General features: G+C 69.3%; 9 protein-coding genes and 3 pseudogenes. 5 read left to right on the top strand and 7 right to left on the bottom strand.

From position 1 onward, the window contains the following. The first annotated feature begins 1,691 nt into the window (after positions 1 to 1,691). The 3 genes from ACIBK0_RS30000 to ACIBK0_RS30010 all read left to right on the top strand — a co-directional run bounded on the left by ACIBK0_RS30000 (position 1,692) and on the right by ACIBK0_RS30010 (position 6,504). Entirely contained in the window at positions 1,692 to 2,582 is an 891-nt protein-coding gene (locus tag ACIBK0_RS30000; RefSeq protein ID WP_399086765.1) for a hypothetical protein, read from the top strand. A gap of 278 nt (positions 2,583 to 2,860) precedes the next feature. Then, positions 2,861 to 4,279 (top strand): MFS transporter, encoded by a 1,419-nt coding sequence (locus tag ACIBK0_RS30005; protein ID WP_399086768.1) that lies wholly within the window; start codon positions 2,861 to 2,863, stop codon positions 4,277 to 4,279. Then, positions 4,276 to 6,504, top strand: a complete 2,229-nt coding sequence (locus tag ACIBK0_RS30010) for an FUSC family protein (RefSeq protein ID WP_399086771.1) — start codon at positions 4,276 to 4,278, stop codon at positions 6,502 to 6,504. Before ACIBK0_RS30005 ends, ACIBK0_RS30010 begins: the two co-directional genes overlap by 4 nt. 599 nt (positions 6,505 to 7,103) lie before the next feature. Here the strand turns inward: ACIBK0_RS30010 and ACIBK0_RS30015 are convergent. Beyond that, on the bottom strand, positions 7,104 to 7,679 hold the full coding sequence (locus ACIBK0_RS30015; protein WP_399086774.1) for an LUD domain-containing protein: 576 nt from the start codon (positions 7,677 to 7,679) through the stop codon (positions 7,104 to 7,106). Between the two features lie 52 nt (positions 7,680 to 7,731). After that, positions 7,732 to 8,037, bottom strand: a complete 306-nt coding sequence (locus ACIBK0_RS30020; RefSeq protein WP_399086777.1) for a nuclear transport factor 2 family protein — start codon at positions 8,035 to 8,037, stop codon at positions 7,732 to 7,734. A 53-nt stretch (positions 8,038 to 8,090) separates the two neighbouring features. Here ACIBK0_RS30020 and ACIBK0_RS30025 point away from each other — a divergent pair. Beyond that, positions 8,091 to 8,222 (top strand): annotated as a pseudogene (locus tag ACIBK0_RS30025) (xanthine dehydrogenase family protein subunit M); the annotation flags it as partial. Further along, a pseudogene (locus ACIBK0_RS30030) lies at positions 8,219 to 10,436 on the top strand (xanthine dehydrogenase family protein molybdopterin-binding subunit). The pseudogenes ACIBK0_RS30025 and ACIBK0_RS30030, both read left to right, overlap by 4 nt. A 318-nt stretch (positions 10,437 to 10,754) precedes the next feature. Here the strand turns inward: ACIBK0_RS30030 and ACIBK0_RS30035 are convergent. The 5 genes and pseudogenes from ACIBK0_RS30035 to ACIBK0_RS30055 form a co-directional block, all read right to left on the bottom strand. Then, positions 10,755 to 11,447, bottom strand: a complete 693-nt coding sequence (locus ACIBK0_RS30035) for a hypothetical protein (protein WP_399086780.1) — start codon at positions 11,445 to 11,447, stop codon at positions 10,755 to 10,757. 112 nt (positions 11,448 to 11,559) lie between these two features. After that, complete coding sequence (locus ACIBK0_RS30040) at positions 11,560 to 11,982, bottom strand: SsgA family sporulation/cell division regulator (RefSeq protein ID WP_399086783.1); 423 nt, start codon at positions 11,980 to 11,982, stop codon at positions 11,560 to 11,562. A gap of 155 nt (positions 11,983 to 12,137) precedes the next feature. Beyond that, positions 12,138 to 12,413: a hypothetical protein gene (locus ACIBK0_RS30045; protein ID WP_399086786.1), complete on the bottom strand. Its 276-nt coding sequence runs from the start codon at positions 12,411 to 12,413 to the stop codon at positions 12,138 to 12,140. Between the two features lie 513 nt (positions 12,414 to 12,926). Continuing rightward, positions 12,927 to 13,604 (bottom strand): GTP cyclohydrolase II, encoded by a 678-nt coding sequence (gene ribA / locus ACIBK0_RS30050; protein ID WP_399086792.1) that lies wholly within the window; start codon positions 13,602 to 13,604, stop codon positions 12,927 to 12,929. Between the two features lie 94 nt (positions 13,605 to 13,698). Beyond that, positions 13,699 to 14,739: pseudogene (locus tag ACIBK0_RS30055) on the bottom strand (zinc-binding dehydrogenase). Positions 14,740 to 14,745 lie beyond the last annotated feature (6 nt).

Raw genomic sequence — 14,745 nt, forward strand, 5'->3', positions numbered from 1 at the left:
AGGCGCGCTGCCGACAGGCCTGAGAGCAGTACGACGCCGCCCGCCCCGGTCGGCTGACTGCCTCCAACGCGAGTCCGCAGGCCAGACACTCCCCCGTCATGCGTCACACGCTACTCGACTTGAATGCATGACGGACCTGGCCTACTGCCTCGAGACATACCGCCGAGCGATCGACGACCGCTTCCTCGCACACGCCCCGCCTCACGGGTTTCGCGGTGAGGTGTGGCGTCCTCGCCGTGGATACTCTCGGCGCCGCCCAGGATCAGCACACGGATGACCGCGGCACATACGGTGCGGTCCGTCCCCTCAGTCGCCGCCATCGGCGACGGAGACGGAGCCGCGGTCGGCCGTGTTGCGCGGATGTAGGCCAACCTCGTCGCCCCTGGCGAACGGCTTCCACCGCCGGAGTTCCGGCTCGATCTGTACCAGCCCCGACGGATGGATCCGTTCGCCGGCCTTGAGGTATCCGTTCGGACGAACTCCGCCAGGGTGCCGACCGCTTGACCTCCGTCGGCGTGCTCAGCCTGCGCACCTGTTCTGGTGGCGGCGCGCTGCGCAACGGCCGCAATCTGCGCGCCTCAGCTACCCACGTTCTGGCGTGAGACCGACGAGGTGCCGGAGTCTCCGCCATCGAGCCAGCCAAGAGCACCCATGACCATGAGGCTCAACGTCATCCAGGCAACGAGCGCTCCACCGCCGTACAGCACGGCACCAGGCACAAGGGCGCCGTTCGCGTAGGAGAGAACGCCCGCCACAACACCGGCGAGCACTGATGAGACGAACGCCAGAACCACTAGCAGCGCCCGAGTAGCTGAGGGGGTGAAACGCATTGGTCGAACCCTTCAGTAAGGGTGGTCGACCATCGGCGGGGCAGGCAGCCTCAGCTCGACCACCTTGCGATGGCCTGCTGAGACCTAGCGTCAGGACTCATCTTCGCCGAGGCGCCCTCCCCCCAAGGGACGCTCGAAAACCGCGCCTTCGGCTCCCGGGGCAACTCCCCGGGCAGTCAGCTGGGTTGGCGGGTTCCTCAGCGGCCCCCGTTGCCGTCGCCTCACCATCCCGGCTTTACGGTAGCGCCCCATTTCCCTTGATCGCCAGATCAGTTGGGGGAGGGCTCCGTTGTGTCCACGGAGGGTCGGGCGTGGGTTCCGCTTCGTAGGCTCTCTCGGTCTTCGTCGGCGCTCTCGCCTCCTACCGCCCATCGCTCAACTTCCGTCCGGGGGTTGCTGCGGTGGTTGGCATTGCCGTGGGGTGCAGCCATCCCTGCCGCAAGACGAAGGCGCCCCCGTGCGCTGCGACCTGGCAGCGGCAAAGCAGGCGCTGGATGCGGCCCAACATGCCGAGGCCATAGGCGCGTTGGACAGTAGAAGGTTCCACATCATCAGAGCGCTGCAGACCGTTCCGGCCAGGTGGGCCAGGTGTGCGAGCGGTGTGCGGACGATCGTGAAGACACGGCTGGCGTGGTGACGCCAGGTCGGGTCTGCGTTCATGGTTCCGCTCCGGTGGCTGGTTGGGATTGAGCGGATCCAGGTTGGGGTTGCCGGGCAGAACATCGCGATGGATCTCTCGGATGGCTCCCGGCGGCGGTTCGCATCTACGACCATGGAAGGCGTCAGCAGTGGTTGGCTACTGCCGACGCCCATTGACTTGGGTGAGGGTTTCGCGCTAGGTCGACGCAGCGGGGTGAGCGCGTGCAGGAAACGTGGGACTGGGATGCCTGGACCGAGCAGCTCGCAGGTGATCCGGACGAGGACCTGTCCGAGGTATTGACGAAAGTCAAGGTGCATACCCGACGGATCACGCAGGTGAAGTGGTCCAAGGACTGGCGCACGAAAGCATTTTGTGATCTCGCCCTTCATCTTCTCTACCAGCACCACCTCACCAATCATTCGATCTCATCGCTGAGCGATGAACTCAGAATCTTCAGGAATCTAGGGCCTGAGGACTTGATGCGACATGCGTCCCGGATGATTCCCGATGCGGATGCGGCAGAGAAGCTGGACCGGCAGCGGTGGCTCGACACTTGGCGCTTCCAAGCGGCATTCCTCGAAGACCTCATTGCGTACCTGTTCCGTCCCGGGGTCGTATTACGCCGGGTCCGGGACGTGCATCACGCCCTGGTCGCCCTAGCCCCCACACTGACGCTGGGCGAGCTCATCAGGGAAGGAACGGCGGCGGAACTGCAGTCAACCCTCGAGAATCCGACTGTGGGCCTGCAGACGTTCATTCAGGCTGCACTACCGCGTCAGCCTCGCATCCAAGAAGCCGTTCACACCATCGAAACTATCGCCTTGAAGGAGTGGGCGGATCTCTACGCGGCGGTCTTCCCTGCTTACGGTCTCCAACTCCGCCCCGGTGTCAGCTGGCTGGATATGTCCAAGCTGTTCGACACCATCATCGAGGGCGTACTCCTCAAAGCCCGCACACACGAGCAGGTCCCCTGCCTCTCAAACGGCGAAAACATGCTCGCGGCCGGCATCTTCACGCTGCTTCCGACACTCTGCGACGTCAAAGCCGAACGCATCGAGAGCCTGACGATCCGCACACCCATCTCGTGGAGGCCACCACCCCCGCACTCCTGACCCCACATCCCCACGCCGCGGAGCCAAGGCCACTGCCGGGCCATTCGGAACCAGTACACGTTCGGAGCCCGTACGAGTTCCGAGCCACTCAACCAAGCCCCGCCCGATTGCTCGGGTACGTGTGCTCGCATGGTTTCTGCCGTCGTCCCCGGAAGGAGGCCGCCGCCCTCCGGGGTTGCCGGGCTGCGGTGTGTACGGGGTCGGCCGACAATGGGGTGGCGGGGCGCGTGTACAGCCCCACGACGCCTCGGCCAGGTCGGCCCGAGAGGAACGTGCTCATGCGCGCTGAGTCTTCGCGGGCCGCGCGGACGGGGGCCTTCATCGCGGTCGCCCTGGCCCTGTTCTGCATCCAGCTCGACTTCTTCGCGCTGAACCTGGCCGTCCCGGGGATCGCCGAGGAGTTCGGTGTCACCGCCTCGGCCGCCCAGTGGACGCTGTCCGCGTACATGCTCGCCATCGGCTGCTGTTTCATCGTGGGCGGCAGGGTGGGCGACGTCTTCGGACGTAGGCGCTCCCTGCTTGCCGGGACATCGCTGTTCGCGGCCGGCTCGGTCGGCTGCGCACTCGCGCCGGAGCTGTGGCCGCTGGTGGGGGCACGGATCGTGCAGGGCATCGGTGCGGGCTTCGTTTTCCCGGTCTCGGTGTCCGTGATCACCAACGTCTTCCCGGACACGACCCGGGCGCGTGCTCTGGGGGCCGCCTTCGGGATCGCCAACGTGGGGACCGCCCTCGGACCCTTCGTCGGCGGCGGATTCACCGAAGGGCCCGGCTGGCGCTGGATCTTCTGGCTGCTTGCCCCTTTGAGTGTGCTGGCGCTGACCGTGGCGTACGTGTGCGTCCCCGACTCCCGGGATCCCTCGGCTCCCCGCCAAATCGATCTGGCCGGATGTCTGACCCTCGTGTGCACCTTGGCGGCGCTCACCCTGGCCGTGGAGCGGGGCAGCGCCTGGGGCTGGGACCATGCCCGCACGCTCACTCTGCTGGCCATCGCCGTGGTGGCGGGCGGGCTGTTCGTGCTGCGGGAGCGCAAGGCCCGGCATCCGCTCATCGATGCCCGGCTCTTTCGCAACATCCCCTATGTCCTGGTGACGGGCACGGGCTCCATCACCAACATGGGCTACGCCGTCACCGTCTTCGTCTCGACGCTGTATCTGCAGCAGGTGCGGGGGCTGTCACCGCTTCAGGCGGGCGGGGTGTTCCTGGCGCCCGCCGTGCTCGTGGCCCTGAGCGGGCCGCTCGGCGCGAGACTGTCAACGCACATGCGGCCGACGGTGGTGATGGCACTCGCCGGGTCCATCGCCGGCACGGGCATGATCATGCTCAGTCACGTGGCGGCCTGGTGGCTGTACGTTGTGGTGTTCGCCTGGTGCGGGCTGGGCCTGGGGCTGGGCTGGACCTTTGCCAGCGTCGCCACACAACAGGTCGTGGCACCCGAACGGGCCGGCGAGGCGTCGGGCGTCCTGCTGACGTTCTTGGTCACGCTGGGCGGCGTCGCGCTGGCGGCGGCCGCGGCCGCGATCACGGCGATGACGCCTGAACGGACGCCGGAGGCGGCGTACGACGCGATCCTGCGCTCGGGCGGGGCAGTGATCCTGGCGGCTTCCGTCGTCGTCATGGCCGTACGACACCGGCTCGTGGTCCTGGGCCAGGTCCCGCCGCTCGGCTCGCGCGCGACTCACGACGGGGGCCCACCGTGAAGGGTGGGGCCGAGCGGGCCGAGATCCTGCACCGCTCGGTGCGGGTGACACTGGCGGCGTCCGCGGGGTTCTACACCTTCCTGTACGGGCTCGGCGAGCCCGTGCTGGCGCTGTACGCGCTGTTCTCGCCCATCGCTCTGGGGCTCCTGTCCTCGATCCCGGGGTCCGGGCGGCAACGGGCCGCGATGATGCTGAAGGCGCTGCCGGTGGGCCTGGTGCTGGTGGCACTGGGGACCGTGCTGGCGGTGCGGACCTGGGCGGCAGTGCTAGGGATGCTCGTCGTCGGCTTCCTCCTGGCCTTCGCGGCCATCGCGGGGCCTCGGCCGGCCGGGGCGGCGCCGGGACTCCAGCTCTTCTACATCCTGGCCTGCTTCCCGCCCTACGCACCGCAGACCCTGGGGGCGCGGCTGGCCGGGCTCACCGTGGGCGTGGTGCTGCTGGCGCTGTGCGAGCTGTTCCTCCTGCCGCAGCCCGCGGGCGAGACGTACCGTTGGAGCCTCGCGCAGGCCGTGGCGACCGCGGGCGACACCCTCGCCGGCCGCACCAGCCTCTCGCCCGAGGCCCTGCGCGCCGCGGGCGCGCAGCTGCGGCTGTCCAAGATCCCGCCCGCGGAACGCCCCGCGGGCCCTGGCCGTGCGACCCGCGGTCTTTCCCAGGCGGGTTCCGGGGCCCGCCGGCTGCTCGAGCAACTGGCCCATCTGACCGAGACGGAACAACTGCGCGACCTCCTCCGCAACGGCGGCCGGGCCGACATACGGGAGGGCTGCCAGGCGGACGTAAGGGGTGGCGCCGCTACCGACCCGGCATCCCAGTGGCTGCTGCCGCAGGTGACGTCCCTGTGCGACGACAGTGCCGCGGCCCTGCGGGCGGGCCGAGCCACCACGGGCCCGCAGCACATGGACGCGGCGATCGGCGCCTTCCAGGAAATGCGCGTGCGGGAGGCGGCGGAGCCGGCCGGCGAGGTACCGGCGTCGGTGACAGTGCTGCGCCGCCAAGCCGCGCTGCTGGCCGTCGCCGAATCGGTGCGCATCCTGGAGATCTCCGTACGGGTCGGCCTCGATGGGCGACGCACCCCGCCGATCGAGCCACGCGAGCTGTTCTGGTACACGGAGGCGAGCACGTTCCAGCTGTGGCTGCGCCGGATCGTCGGCAACATGACGCTCCACTCGGTGCAGTTCCACAACGCCGTCCGGATCGCACTGGCCCTCGGCGCGGCACGGCTGGTCGCCGGTTCGCTCGACCTCACCCACGGGTTCTGGGTGTTGCTGGCGGTGCTCACGCTGTGCAGGACCACCGTCGGGGAGACCTGGGCGGCCATTCGCCAAGCGGTGGCCGGCAATCTCGTGGGCGCCGTCGCGGCGGGCGCCCTGCTCATCGGCGTAGGACAGCACACCGACGCCTACGCCGCGATCCTCGCACCGGGCATGCTGGTTGCCTTCGCGCTCGGGCCGCTGCTCGGCATCGCCTGGGCGCAAGGGTTGTTCACGCTCGTGGTGGCCACCGCGTTCGCCCAGATCGCGCCGGCCACCTGGCGGCTGGCCGAGGCGCGGATCGTGGATGTGGTGACCGGCAGCGCCATCGGTCTGCTGTGCGCGATGCTCGCCTGGCCGACCGGTGCCCGCCGGGAGGTGCGCAGGACCATGGCGGGGCTGCTGCGCGAGTGCGGGCCGCTGATCAAGGGCACCGCCGCGGTGCTGACGGCGGTGCCGCCGGGCTCCGCACCTGCCCCGCCGACGTTCCCCGCTCTGCACCGGCTGCGCCTGGCCGAGTCCGCCTACGACCAGTTCCGCAGTGAACCGGCCACTGGCGCCTCCACCGGCGCCGACTGGCACGGCCTGCTCATCGCCGCCCGACAGATCCTGCTCGGGGCCCAGTGGCTGCCCCGCTTCGACATGCCCACGCGTGCCCTGTCTCCGGACGCCGCGGAACGGGCCCGGGCCGATGCCCGGGCGGTGGCCGGAACCACCGATCGGCTCGCGGCCCTGTGCACCGGGGAGCGGCCGCCGCCGGACGGAATGCGGCCAGAACCCTCGCGGCCGCCCACACCGCCGCTGCCGACGCTGGTCGACTTCGAGGTGTGGCTGGCCAGCCTGACCGCCCAGCTCTCCCGCGTCGAGGCCGGCCTGCCCGGCGCGGGCGGCCGCGCGGCGGCCGAGGCGACGGGCGGCGCTTCGGGCGGTGGCACCGCCCGCTCCGTAACCGGTCCCGGCGGGCACGGAAGCTAGGGCGCGCGCCGTGTCCTGCGGAAGCCTTCGTGTCGAGCTGCGGCCCCCATCCCCGCGCCGGGGGTGGGCGTGGTGGCTGCCGCTGATCGCGGTGGCAATCGACGTGCTCGCCGAAGTGATCGTCAGGGGCCGCGAACCGGTGAGCTACATGCTCATCGCCGTACCGCCGCTCGAGGCCGCGACGCGCGGCCCGCGGGGCACCGCGCTGTTGTACGCCCTCGACCACGGGGCCACGTTCGCCGCAGTACCGACGGAGTGGACACCGCGGCAGACGTATGTGATGCGAGGACGCGGCCGTTCCAACCGTCACCGGGTCCGCCCAGGGGCCGCATGCCGCCGACAGCCTCGCCTGCCCCGACTGCGACCCGCACAGGACGGGCGCCGGCGACTGCACGGCTGGAAGCTGAGGCGCCCGAAGTCGTGGGAGCTGACTGCGGCCGCCTTCGACGGTACGTACCCTGCGTCAGGTGAGCGTCTCCGGAAGGCGGCGGCCGTTCCTCGCACTTTGTTACTCAGCATCTCGAAGCGTGGAGAACGGCCGCGTCGCATGCACCCGGATCCCGGGCAGGTCGAGTGACCCGCGACGTCAAACGTCAAGCTCAGAACCCGATGGCCTCGCGGAGCAGCAGAACGATGCCCTGGCCGAGACGGGTTTCCGCGTTGAGGACCAGGAGCTGGTTGATGGCGCTGGGCTGCCCGTACGCCATCTGGGCGCGGCCGGATTCCAGCGGGAGGGCGTGTTCGTCGAGGCGGCGCAGCGCGGTGCTCAGGTCGGGCACCACCTTCTGCGCCCCGACGATCCAGATCGCGCGACCGGCGCCGCCGGCGTACGCGGGCAACTGGCTTCCGCCGGCCGAGGCGACCACGAGGGAGCCGGTCTCGGTGAGCGCAGCGACGCTACCCACGACGACGTCGGGGCCGGCGACCAGCCGCCGGATGTCGTCGGCCTCGGTGGCCCGGTCCATGGCCAGCGCGCGGGGCTTGACGGCCCGGTACCGGCCGCTGGTGTTGATGTCGTCGTCGATGCCGGACAGCCGGAGAGTCTCGCTGGCCGCGGTGAACACGCTGGCGTTCTCCGGTATCAGTTCCTTGACACGGGTACGCGCGGCGGCGCCATCATCGAGGATCTCGACGGTGAAGTTGTGTGCCGCCAGCGCGGTGGCCGCCTGCTCCAAGCGGTGCCGGGCGCCGGATCGGTGAACGGTGTCGCCGAAGCCGAGATGGTCATCATGCCTCCTGGGCTGCGTTGGGTGTGCCAGGTCGCGGGGCGCGGAGGTCCCCGGCCGGCGGGTCGTCAGGCGCACCCTCCGCGCGCGGCGGCGAGTCCGCCAGCGGGGTGGTGTCGAGGTACCTGACCTCGTAGACCCGCTCGGTGAACCTCCAGCCGTCCGGGGTACGCCGGTAGCGGTCGTGGTAGATGGCGTAGTTGAGTCCCTGGCGGCCGTCCCGCGTACGCGCGATCTCCTGCATGTGGGCGCGGCCGGTCGCGGTGTCGCCGTCGATCTGCATCATGCCCGGATGCGTGTTCTGCACGAAGAAGTCCCACTGCGCCTGCAGCCGTTCGCCCCCGGCACGGATCTCCTCCCGGCCGGCTCTGGGCCGAGGCCGCAGAACACGCGACGGCCGGCGCCCGCCCGCTTCAGCACAACCGGTTCAGGGTCGAGCTGCTCAAACGCACCGTCGAACGCCAGCTGCGCATCGTAGGAGGAAGCCGATGAGCCCCCAGCCGCAGGCAGCCGTCGGCGCACCGCTCTCCCGGGTGGACGGGCGCCTGAAGGTCACTGGTCAGGCGAAATATGCCGCCGATCACGAACCCAAGGCAGTCGTGCACGCTGTCGTGGTCGACAGCAGCATCGGCCGGGGCCGTATCACCGGCATCGACACCCGTGCCGCCGAGGCCCAGCCGGGCGTCCTGAAGGTGATCCACCACCGCAACGCCCCGAAGCTGCCCTACGGGCCGAACGCCGGGTCGCTCAACCTTCCGGGTGAGCGGCTGCGCGTCTTCCAGGACGACCAGGTCCGCTTCCACGGCCAGCCTGTCGCCGTCGTCGTGGCCACCACCCTGGAGGCCGCCCAGCACGCCGCGAGCCTGGTGAAGATCGACTACGACGCCGAACGGCCCGCCATCGACCTGAGCGAGGCCCCCGCGGCGGGTGACCCCGTGACCTACGCCCGCGGCGACGCGGAGGCGGCCCTGCGCAACGCCGCCGTACGGCTGGAGATGGCGTACCGGCCGGCCCGCAATCACCACAACGCGATGGAGCTCCACGCCACCGTCGCCCGCTGGGAAGGCGAGCGGCTCACGCTGTGGGACAAGACCCAGTGGGTGCAGAGCCCGCGGGACGAACTCGCCGCCAACTTCGGCATCCCGGCGGAGAACATCCGCGTCATCTCACCGTTCGTCGCCGGCGCGTTCGGCAACGCCGCGAGGGCCTGGCCGCACATCACCATCGCGGCCCTCGCCGCCCGCGAGGCGGGCCGTCCGGTCAAGCTCGTCCTGACGCGCAGGCAGCACTACTTCGGGGTGGGATACCGGCCGTCGTACGAGTACAAGGTGCGCCTCGGCAGTGACCGGCGCGGACGGCTGACGGCGATGACCCACGACCTGCGCGGATGACCCACGACCTGCGCGCCGAGACGTCGCGCTACGAGACGTTTGCGGAGCGCGGCGTTCTCGCCCCGGGGCAGATGCTCTACACCACCCCCAACGTCGCCCAGACGCTCCGGTCGGTGCCGCTGGACGTGAACACCCCCACCCCGATGCGCGGGCCGGGGTATTCCAGCGCGGCCTTCCCCATCGAAAGCGCGATGGACGAGCTCGCCCACGAGCTCGGCATCGACCCCATCGAGCTGCGGCTGCGCAACGAACCCGAGAACGACCAGTCCAGCGGGCGGCCGTTCTCCACCCGGCGGCTGCGCGAGTGCTACACGGTCGGCGCCCGCGAGTTCGGCTGGAGCCGCCGCAACCCGAAGCCCCGCTCCACCCGCGACGGCGACTGGCTGGTCGGCACCGGCATGGCGACGGCCGTCTACGACACTCTGCGGGCCCCGGGCCAGGCCTCGGTGCGGCTGGACGCCGACGGCACCGCCCTGGTCGAGTCCTCGACCAGCGATATGGGCCCCGGCACCTACACCTCCATGACCCAGGTCGCCGCCGACGCCCTGCGCCTCGCGGTCCGCAGCGTCACCTTCCGGCTCGGCGACACGAACATGCCCACGGCCCCGCTCCACGGCGGCTCCCTGACCATGGCCAGCGTCGGCTCCACCGTCCAGGACGGCTGCGACAAGCTGCGCCAGCAGGCGATCAAACTCACCGTCGAGGACGAGGACTCGCCGCTGTACGGCGTCGACGCCGGGGACATCGTCGTACGGGGCGGCCGGCTGCACGTGAAGGACAACACCGCGCGCGGGGAGACGTACCGGCAGCTCCTGACCCGCAACCAAGCGGGATTACCTGGAGGCGATGGGCTCCTGGACCCCCTGGCCAGTCCCCGTCCTCGATGTATGCCTACGGCGCGGTGTTCGCCGAGGTCGCCGTGGACGCCCGCCTGGGCCTGGTCCGGGTGCGGCGGATCCTCGGCGTCGTCGACGCGGGCCGGATCATCAGCCCCAAGCTGGCGGACAGCCAGGCCATCGGCGCCATGACCGGCGGCATCGGCATGGCCCTGCTGGAACACACGGTCACCGACCATCGCGACGTCCGGATAGTCAACGCCAACCTGGCCGACTACCTCATCCCGGTCAACGCCGACGTCCCCGACCTGAAGGCGATCTACGTCGACGGCCGGGACGACGAGGCCGACCCGCTCGGCGTCAAGGGCCTCGGCGAGGTCGTCCTGGTCGGCGTGGCACCCGCCATCGCCAACGCGGTCTTCCACGCGACCGGCAGAGGGGTGCGCGACCTGCCCATCACCGCCGAGTCCCTACTCTGAGCCGGGCCCCGGGCAGCGGTGCACACCACACGGCTGCCCAGGCTGTCCCTTCTGGAGATCCCGCCCATGCTGAACATCGCGGACACGCTGCACACTTGGTGCCGCGCGGCCCGCCCTCGGGAGCAGGTGTCGGCTGGGCCAGGCCAAGGTGGACCCCCGTCGCAGCGGGGCGGCCGCGGCAGAGCTCCTGGGCGCGGGCCTCCTGGGGCGGTCACTCACGCCGCGGTCGCCGAACGCTCCCGTGACGGCCGGACCATGGTCTAGCGGGCGGGGCGTCGGCACACTCGCCACGGCGAAGCCCGGGACCGTCTTCCCGCTCTAGCGATTCGTGCCGGTGTCGCCCTCGTCATTCGAAGAGTCCCGCTGCTTCCTCTCGCCCGGAGCAGAGAGGTTCTCTTGCTCATCCAGCAGCTCCAGGAGCGCGGCGTCTGCCTTCTGCCTCTCCTCTCTCGTCAGTTCATGAGGTGCGTTGCTGTAGACGGCGTACCGGTCGAGATCAATGATGTTGGCGGCCCTCAAGGTGAACGTCAGAAGGGTGCGCCACCCCTTGCGGTGGCCGACCCTCGCCTGGAGCTGGACTTTGTAATTACGGGGCTCCGGAACGAATCCGGAAAACGGCGCCTCGAACTCGATGAGGAGTTGCTGCGCTTCTCTGCCGGCCACGGCGAATCCGGCCGGCAACTTCGGCTCGTCCTCGGGCCCGGGTTGGAGACGGGACGGTGAAGACATCCACAGGAATGGCAGATGGGAGGCGGGCTCATCAGGGAAGCTCAACCTGAGATCTTGCACGACTATCGGCTTGGCACCGGTGTTGTGAAGGACGAGCGGAAGCCTCAGGCGAGCCATGGAGCAGTGGGCAATCGCGGCAAAGGAATGAGGCTCCCAGGACTTCAGGTGCCCTTGCCTGGCATTGATCCACCAGAAGGATGCGACAGTGAAGAGCAACGCGCAGACCGACACAACGCCGGCGCCAGGAATCGATGGAAACCCATCCTGAACTGCAGCGGCCATCAACGGAAGCACAAATTTAGTGTGCCAGCCCCGGGGTGCGCACGCGAACAGAACTCGGTGACGCGGGGCCCTCGAGCGGCCCACCCACTCGGTGCGGAGTAGCTGGGTTCCTTCATCCTTCGGCGATGAGGTGCGCCAGCAGAGCGAGCAAGTCGATGCGCCCGGGCTCGGCTCCCTTGGGCACCAGAGCCTCCGTTTCCTGCAGGAACTTCTTGATTTCCCGCGCCGGGGCTTTGAACAAGGCCGTGCCATCTGGCGGATTGAGAAGGATGTACAAGTCGCTGACGTCCTGCTCCTCGGCGGGCCATACGCGTATATCCCCCTCGCCGGCGGGGCCCTCCAGACCATCGGCCATAAGATCTCGCCCAATGATCCATTCCACCGTCTCGTCGCTGCCGACAACGCCGAATGCGGCGCGGACAGCATAGGGATCGCCGGGCTCGTACTGCAGCCTCATGCTCATGGGAAAGGACATCTCATGCGAGACGACCAGCTGTACAGATAGCCCCCGAATCAAGGTTTTCAACGACTTCATTGCTCTCACTCTTGGTGCCGAGTCATACGGGAAGGGCCATCGGAAAGTTCTGTCGTCGGAACAAGCGAGGCCCGGACAGAGAAGCGGAAGCGGTACTAGGACGACCAGTGCGGGATGCCACCAACATCAGTTGCCGGACGAAGGCGACCTTCGTGTCAGCGACTGGTGCCGTAGGCGTCGTCGCTGTACCGGCTTTCCTCGTCACGGTCCCCGCCGTGACGCCGGCCGTGCTCGTGGTCGGCGCCCCAGCGGTCGTTACGGTCGCCGCCGCCCCAGCGGTGGTCGTTGGTCCCGACGCTGACGGCGGGAAGCTGGGCGCGTTCGGGCGTCGCCGTCGCAGCCGACGCAGTACTCCCGGCACCAAGAACGGCTCCGCCGGCCACCGCCAGGGAGGCGATGGCGACAGACATGCGCTTCGCGAGGTTACTCACAGGTTTTTCCTTCGGCTCAGAGCGCTCCGCCAGTGCAGCGGGCGATCAGGTCACTGATGCAATTGGCGGGGGCAGGGTTCCAATGAAGCAGCGCGTGCCGCGCTGCTTCCTGCGCGTCGGCCGGCTCTGCACTGCGTCACCGGACGCGAGAGAGGTGCCGATGCGTTGATATCCCGAGGTTCCATACGTCGTACGGAACTCTTCCTCAGTGATACCATACGTTGTACGGAAAGTCGAAGGGTGCTTTCGTAAGGGAGAGGCTCACCTGTCACTCGTGATAACGGCGACGCGGCGCCGGAACCCGAGGGCGGCCGTTACGAAATACCCGGCCCATCACGTGGTCACCGGCAGGTCGAGAACTTGGCGATCGCTTGCTCCTACAGCTTCCGGGTTCGCATCGGCCGCTGGCGCCGGGGACGCGTCTTCCTGCTCGGCGACGCGGCACATCCGCCTGGTCACGCGCGGCATCGCGTCGACGACAGGGCTGGGCCATGAGCCGATGGGCATCGGCCGTCAGCCCGCCGTCAGTTCCGTCAGCGGCAGTGTGTGCTGGGTGCGGACCACCTTGGTTCGGAGGTAGCGGACGTTGTGGGCCGTGGTGAAGACGCCCGTGGGAACGTGCTGGGTCACCGTAAGGCCCAGGGTGCGCAGCTGGGCCGCCTTGTCCGGGTTGTTGGACAGCAGGTCCAGCTCGAAGACACCGAGGGCGGCGAGCATCTGCGCGGCGGCGGTGTAGTCGCGGGCGTCCTCGGGGAGGCCGAGGGCCGCGTTGGCCTCGTAGGTGTCGAGGCCCTGGTCCTGGAGGGCGTAGGCGTCGAGCTTGTTGTAGAGGCCGATGCCGCGTCCCTCCTGGCGGAGGTAGAGCAGGACGCCTCCGCGGTCGGCGATGCGCTCGACCGCCTCGCGCGGCTGGGGGCCGCAGTCGCAGCGGGCCGAGCCGAAGACGTCGCCGGTCAGACACTCGGAGTGCAGGCGCACCAGCGGGGGCCGGCCGGCGGCGGGTTCGCCGAGGATGACGGCCACGTGTCCCTGCCCGTCGGCGAGGTGGCGGAAGGTGGCGAGGTCGGCGGTCACCGTATCGCCGTCGCCGAAGCGCAGCGGGACCGTCACGCGGGTGCGCACCGTGGCTGCCGACAGGTCTGTCGGATTGCTGCTGTCACTGGATGCGGTGGCGTTGCGTAAGTCGCGCATGTCGGTCTGCTTCTCCGGGGCGGCGGTTGCGGGTGTTGGTCGCGCTATGGGCCGACTCCGTCGCCGGGGCGGCCCATCGCGCTCGGTCGACTCATCAGGGAACGAGGATGAGGCGGATCGGATCGCCGATCTTGTTCTCCAGGCGGTGGATCGCTTCGGGGGCGTCGGCCAGGGAGATGTGGTCGGTGATGGACGGGGCCAGGTCGAGACGGCCGCTGCCGGCCAACCGGATCAGCTCGTAGACGTGATCGAACGAGGATCCGTAGTGTCCGAACACCTTCTTGTTCATCAGGTTGAAGGTCATCTTCTCCGAGATCTTCAACGGCTCGGTGGTGATACCCACCAGGACGAGCGCACCGTGGTCACCGAGGAGAGGCGACGCCTGCTCCCGGACCCGGGGAACGCCCGCGAAGTCGAAGGCGTAGTCCAGGCCCCGGCCGTCGGTGGCCCGCAGCACGGCTTCGACGAAACCGGGGTCGGACGGGTCGAGCGCGATATCGGCGCCGAACGCGAGGGCTCGCGCACGCGCATTGGGCAGCGGGTCGACGGCGATGATCGGTGTGGCACCCATCATGCAGGCCAGCCGGACGGCATGGGCGCCCACCCCGCCGACTCCCCAGATGCCCACGGCCTGGGCGGAACGCACCTGCACGGTCTCGACCAGGGCGGCCTACGAGGTGGAAACGGCGTCCGGGATGATCGCCGCCTGGTCGAAGGGAAGTGTGTCGGGGATGGGGACGACGGTGTCCTCACGGGCGATCGTGTACTGGGACCAGCCACCGTCGTAGTCGACGCCGCGGCCGCGGAACGATACGCACGTGCCGCCGCTGACACAGCGGGCGCACTCACCGCAGGGCCGTCCCGCCTGCAGGGCGACCCGTGTGCCGATGGCCAGGTCCCGCTTGAGGCCGGGTCCCAGGGAATGGATGACACCGGAGAGCTCGTGCCCGAGGGTGAGCACGTTGGAGTTCAGGTGCAGCGGCGTGATGCTTCCGTCGATGAGGTGGAGGTCGGAGAGGCACACGCCCGCCGCCTTCACTTCGATCAGTACTTCGGCCGGCCCGGGTACGGGGATCTCCTCCATGACGAACTTCTTCGTGTCCAGGTGGACGCGTCCTGCCAGCATGGTGTCCATCGTTGT

Source organism: Streptomyces sp. NPDC050564 (assembly GCF_044457265.1).
Taxonomy (GTDB): Bacteria; Actinomycetota; Actinomycetes; order Streptomycetales; family Streptomycetaceae; genus Streptomyces.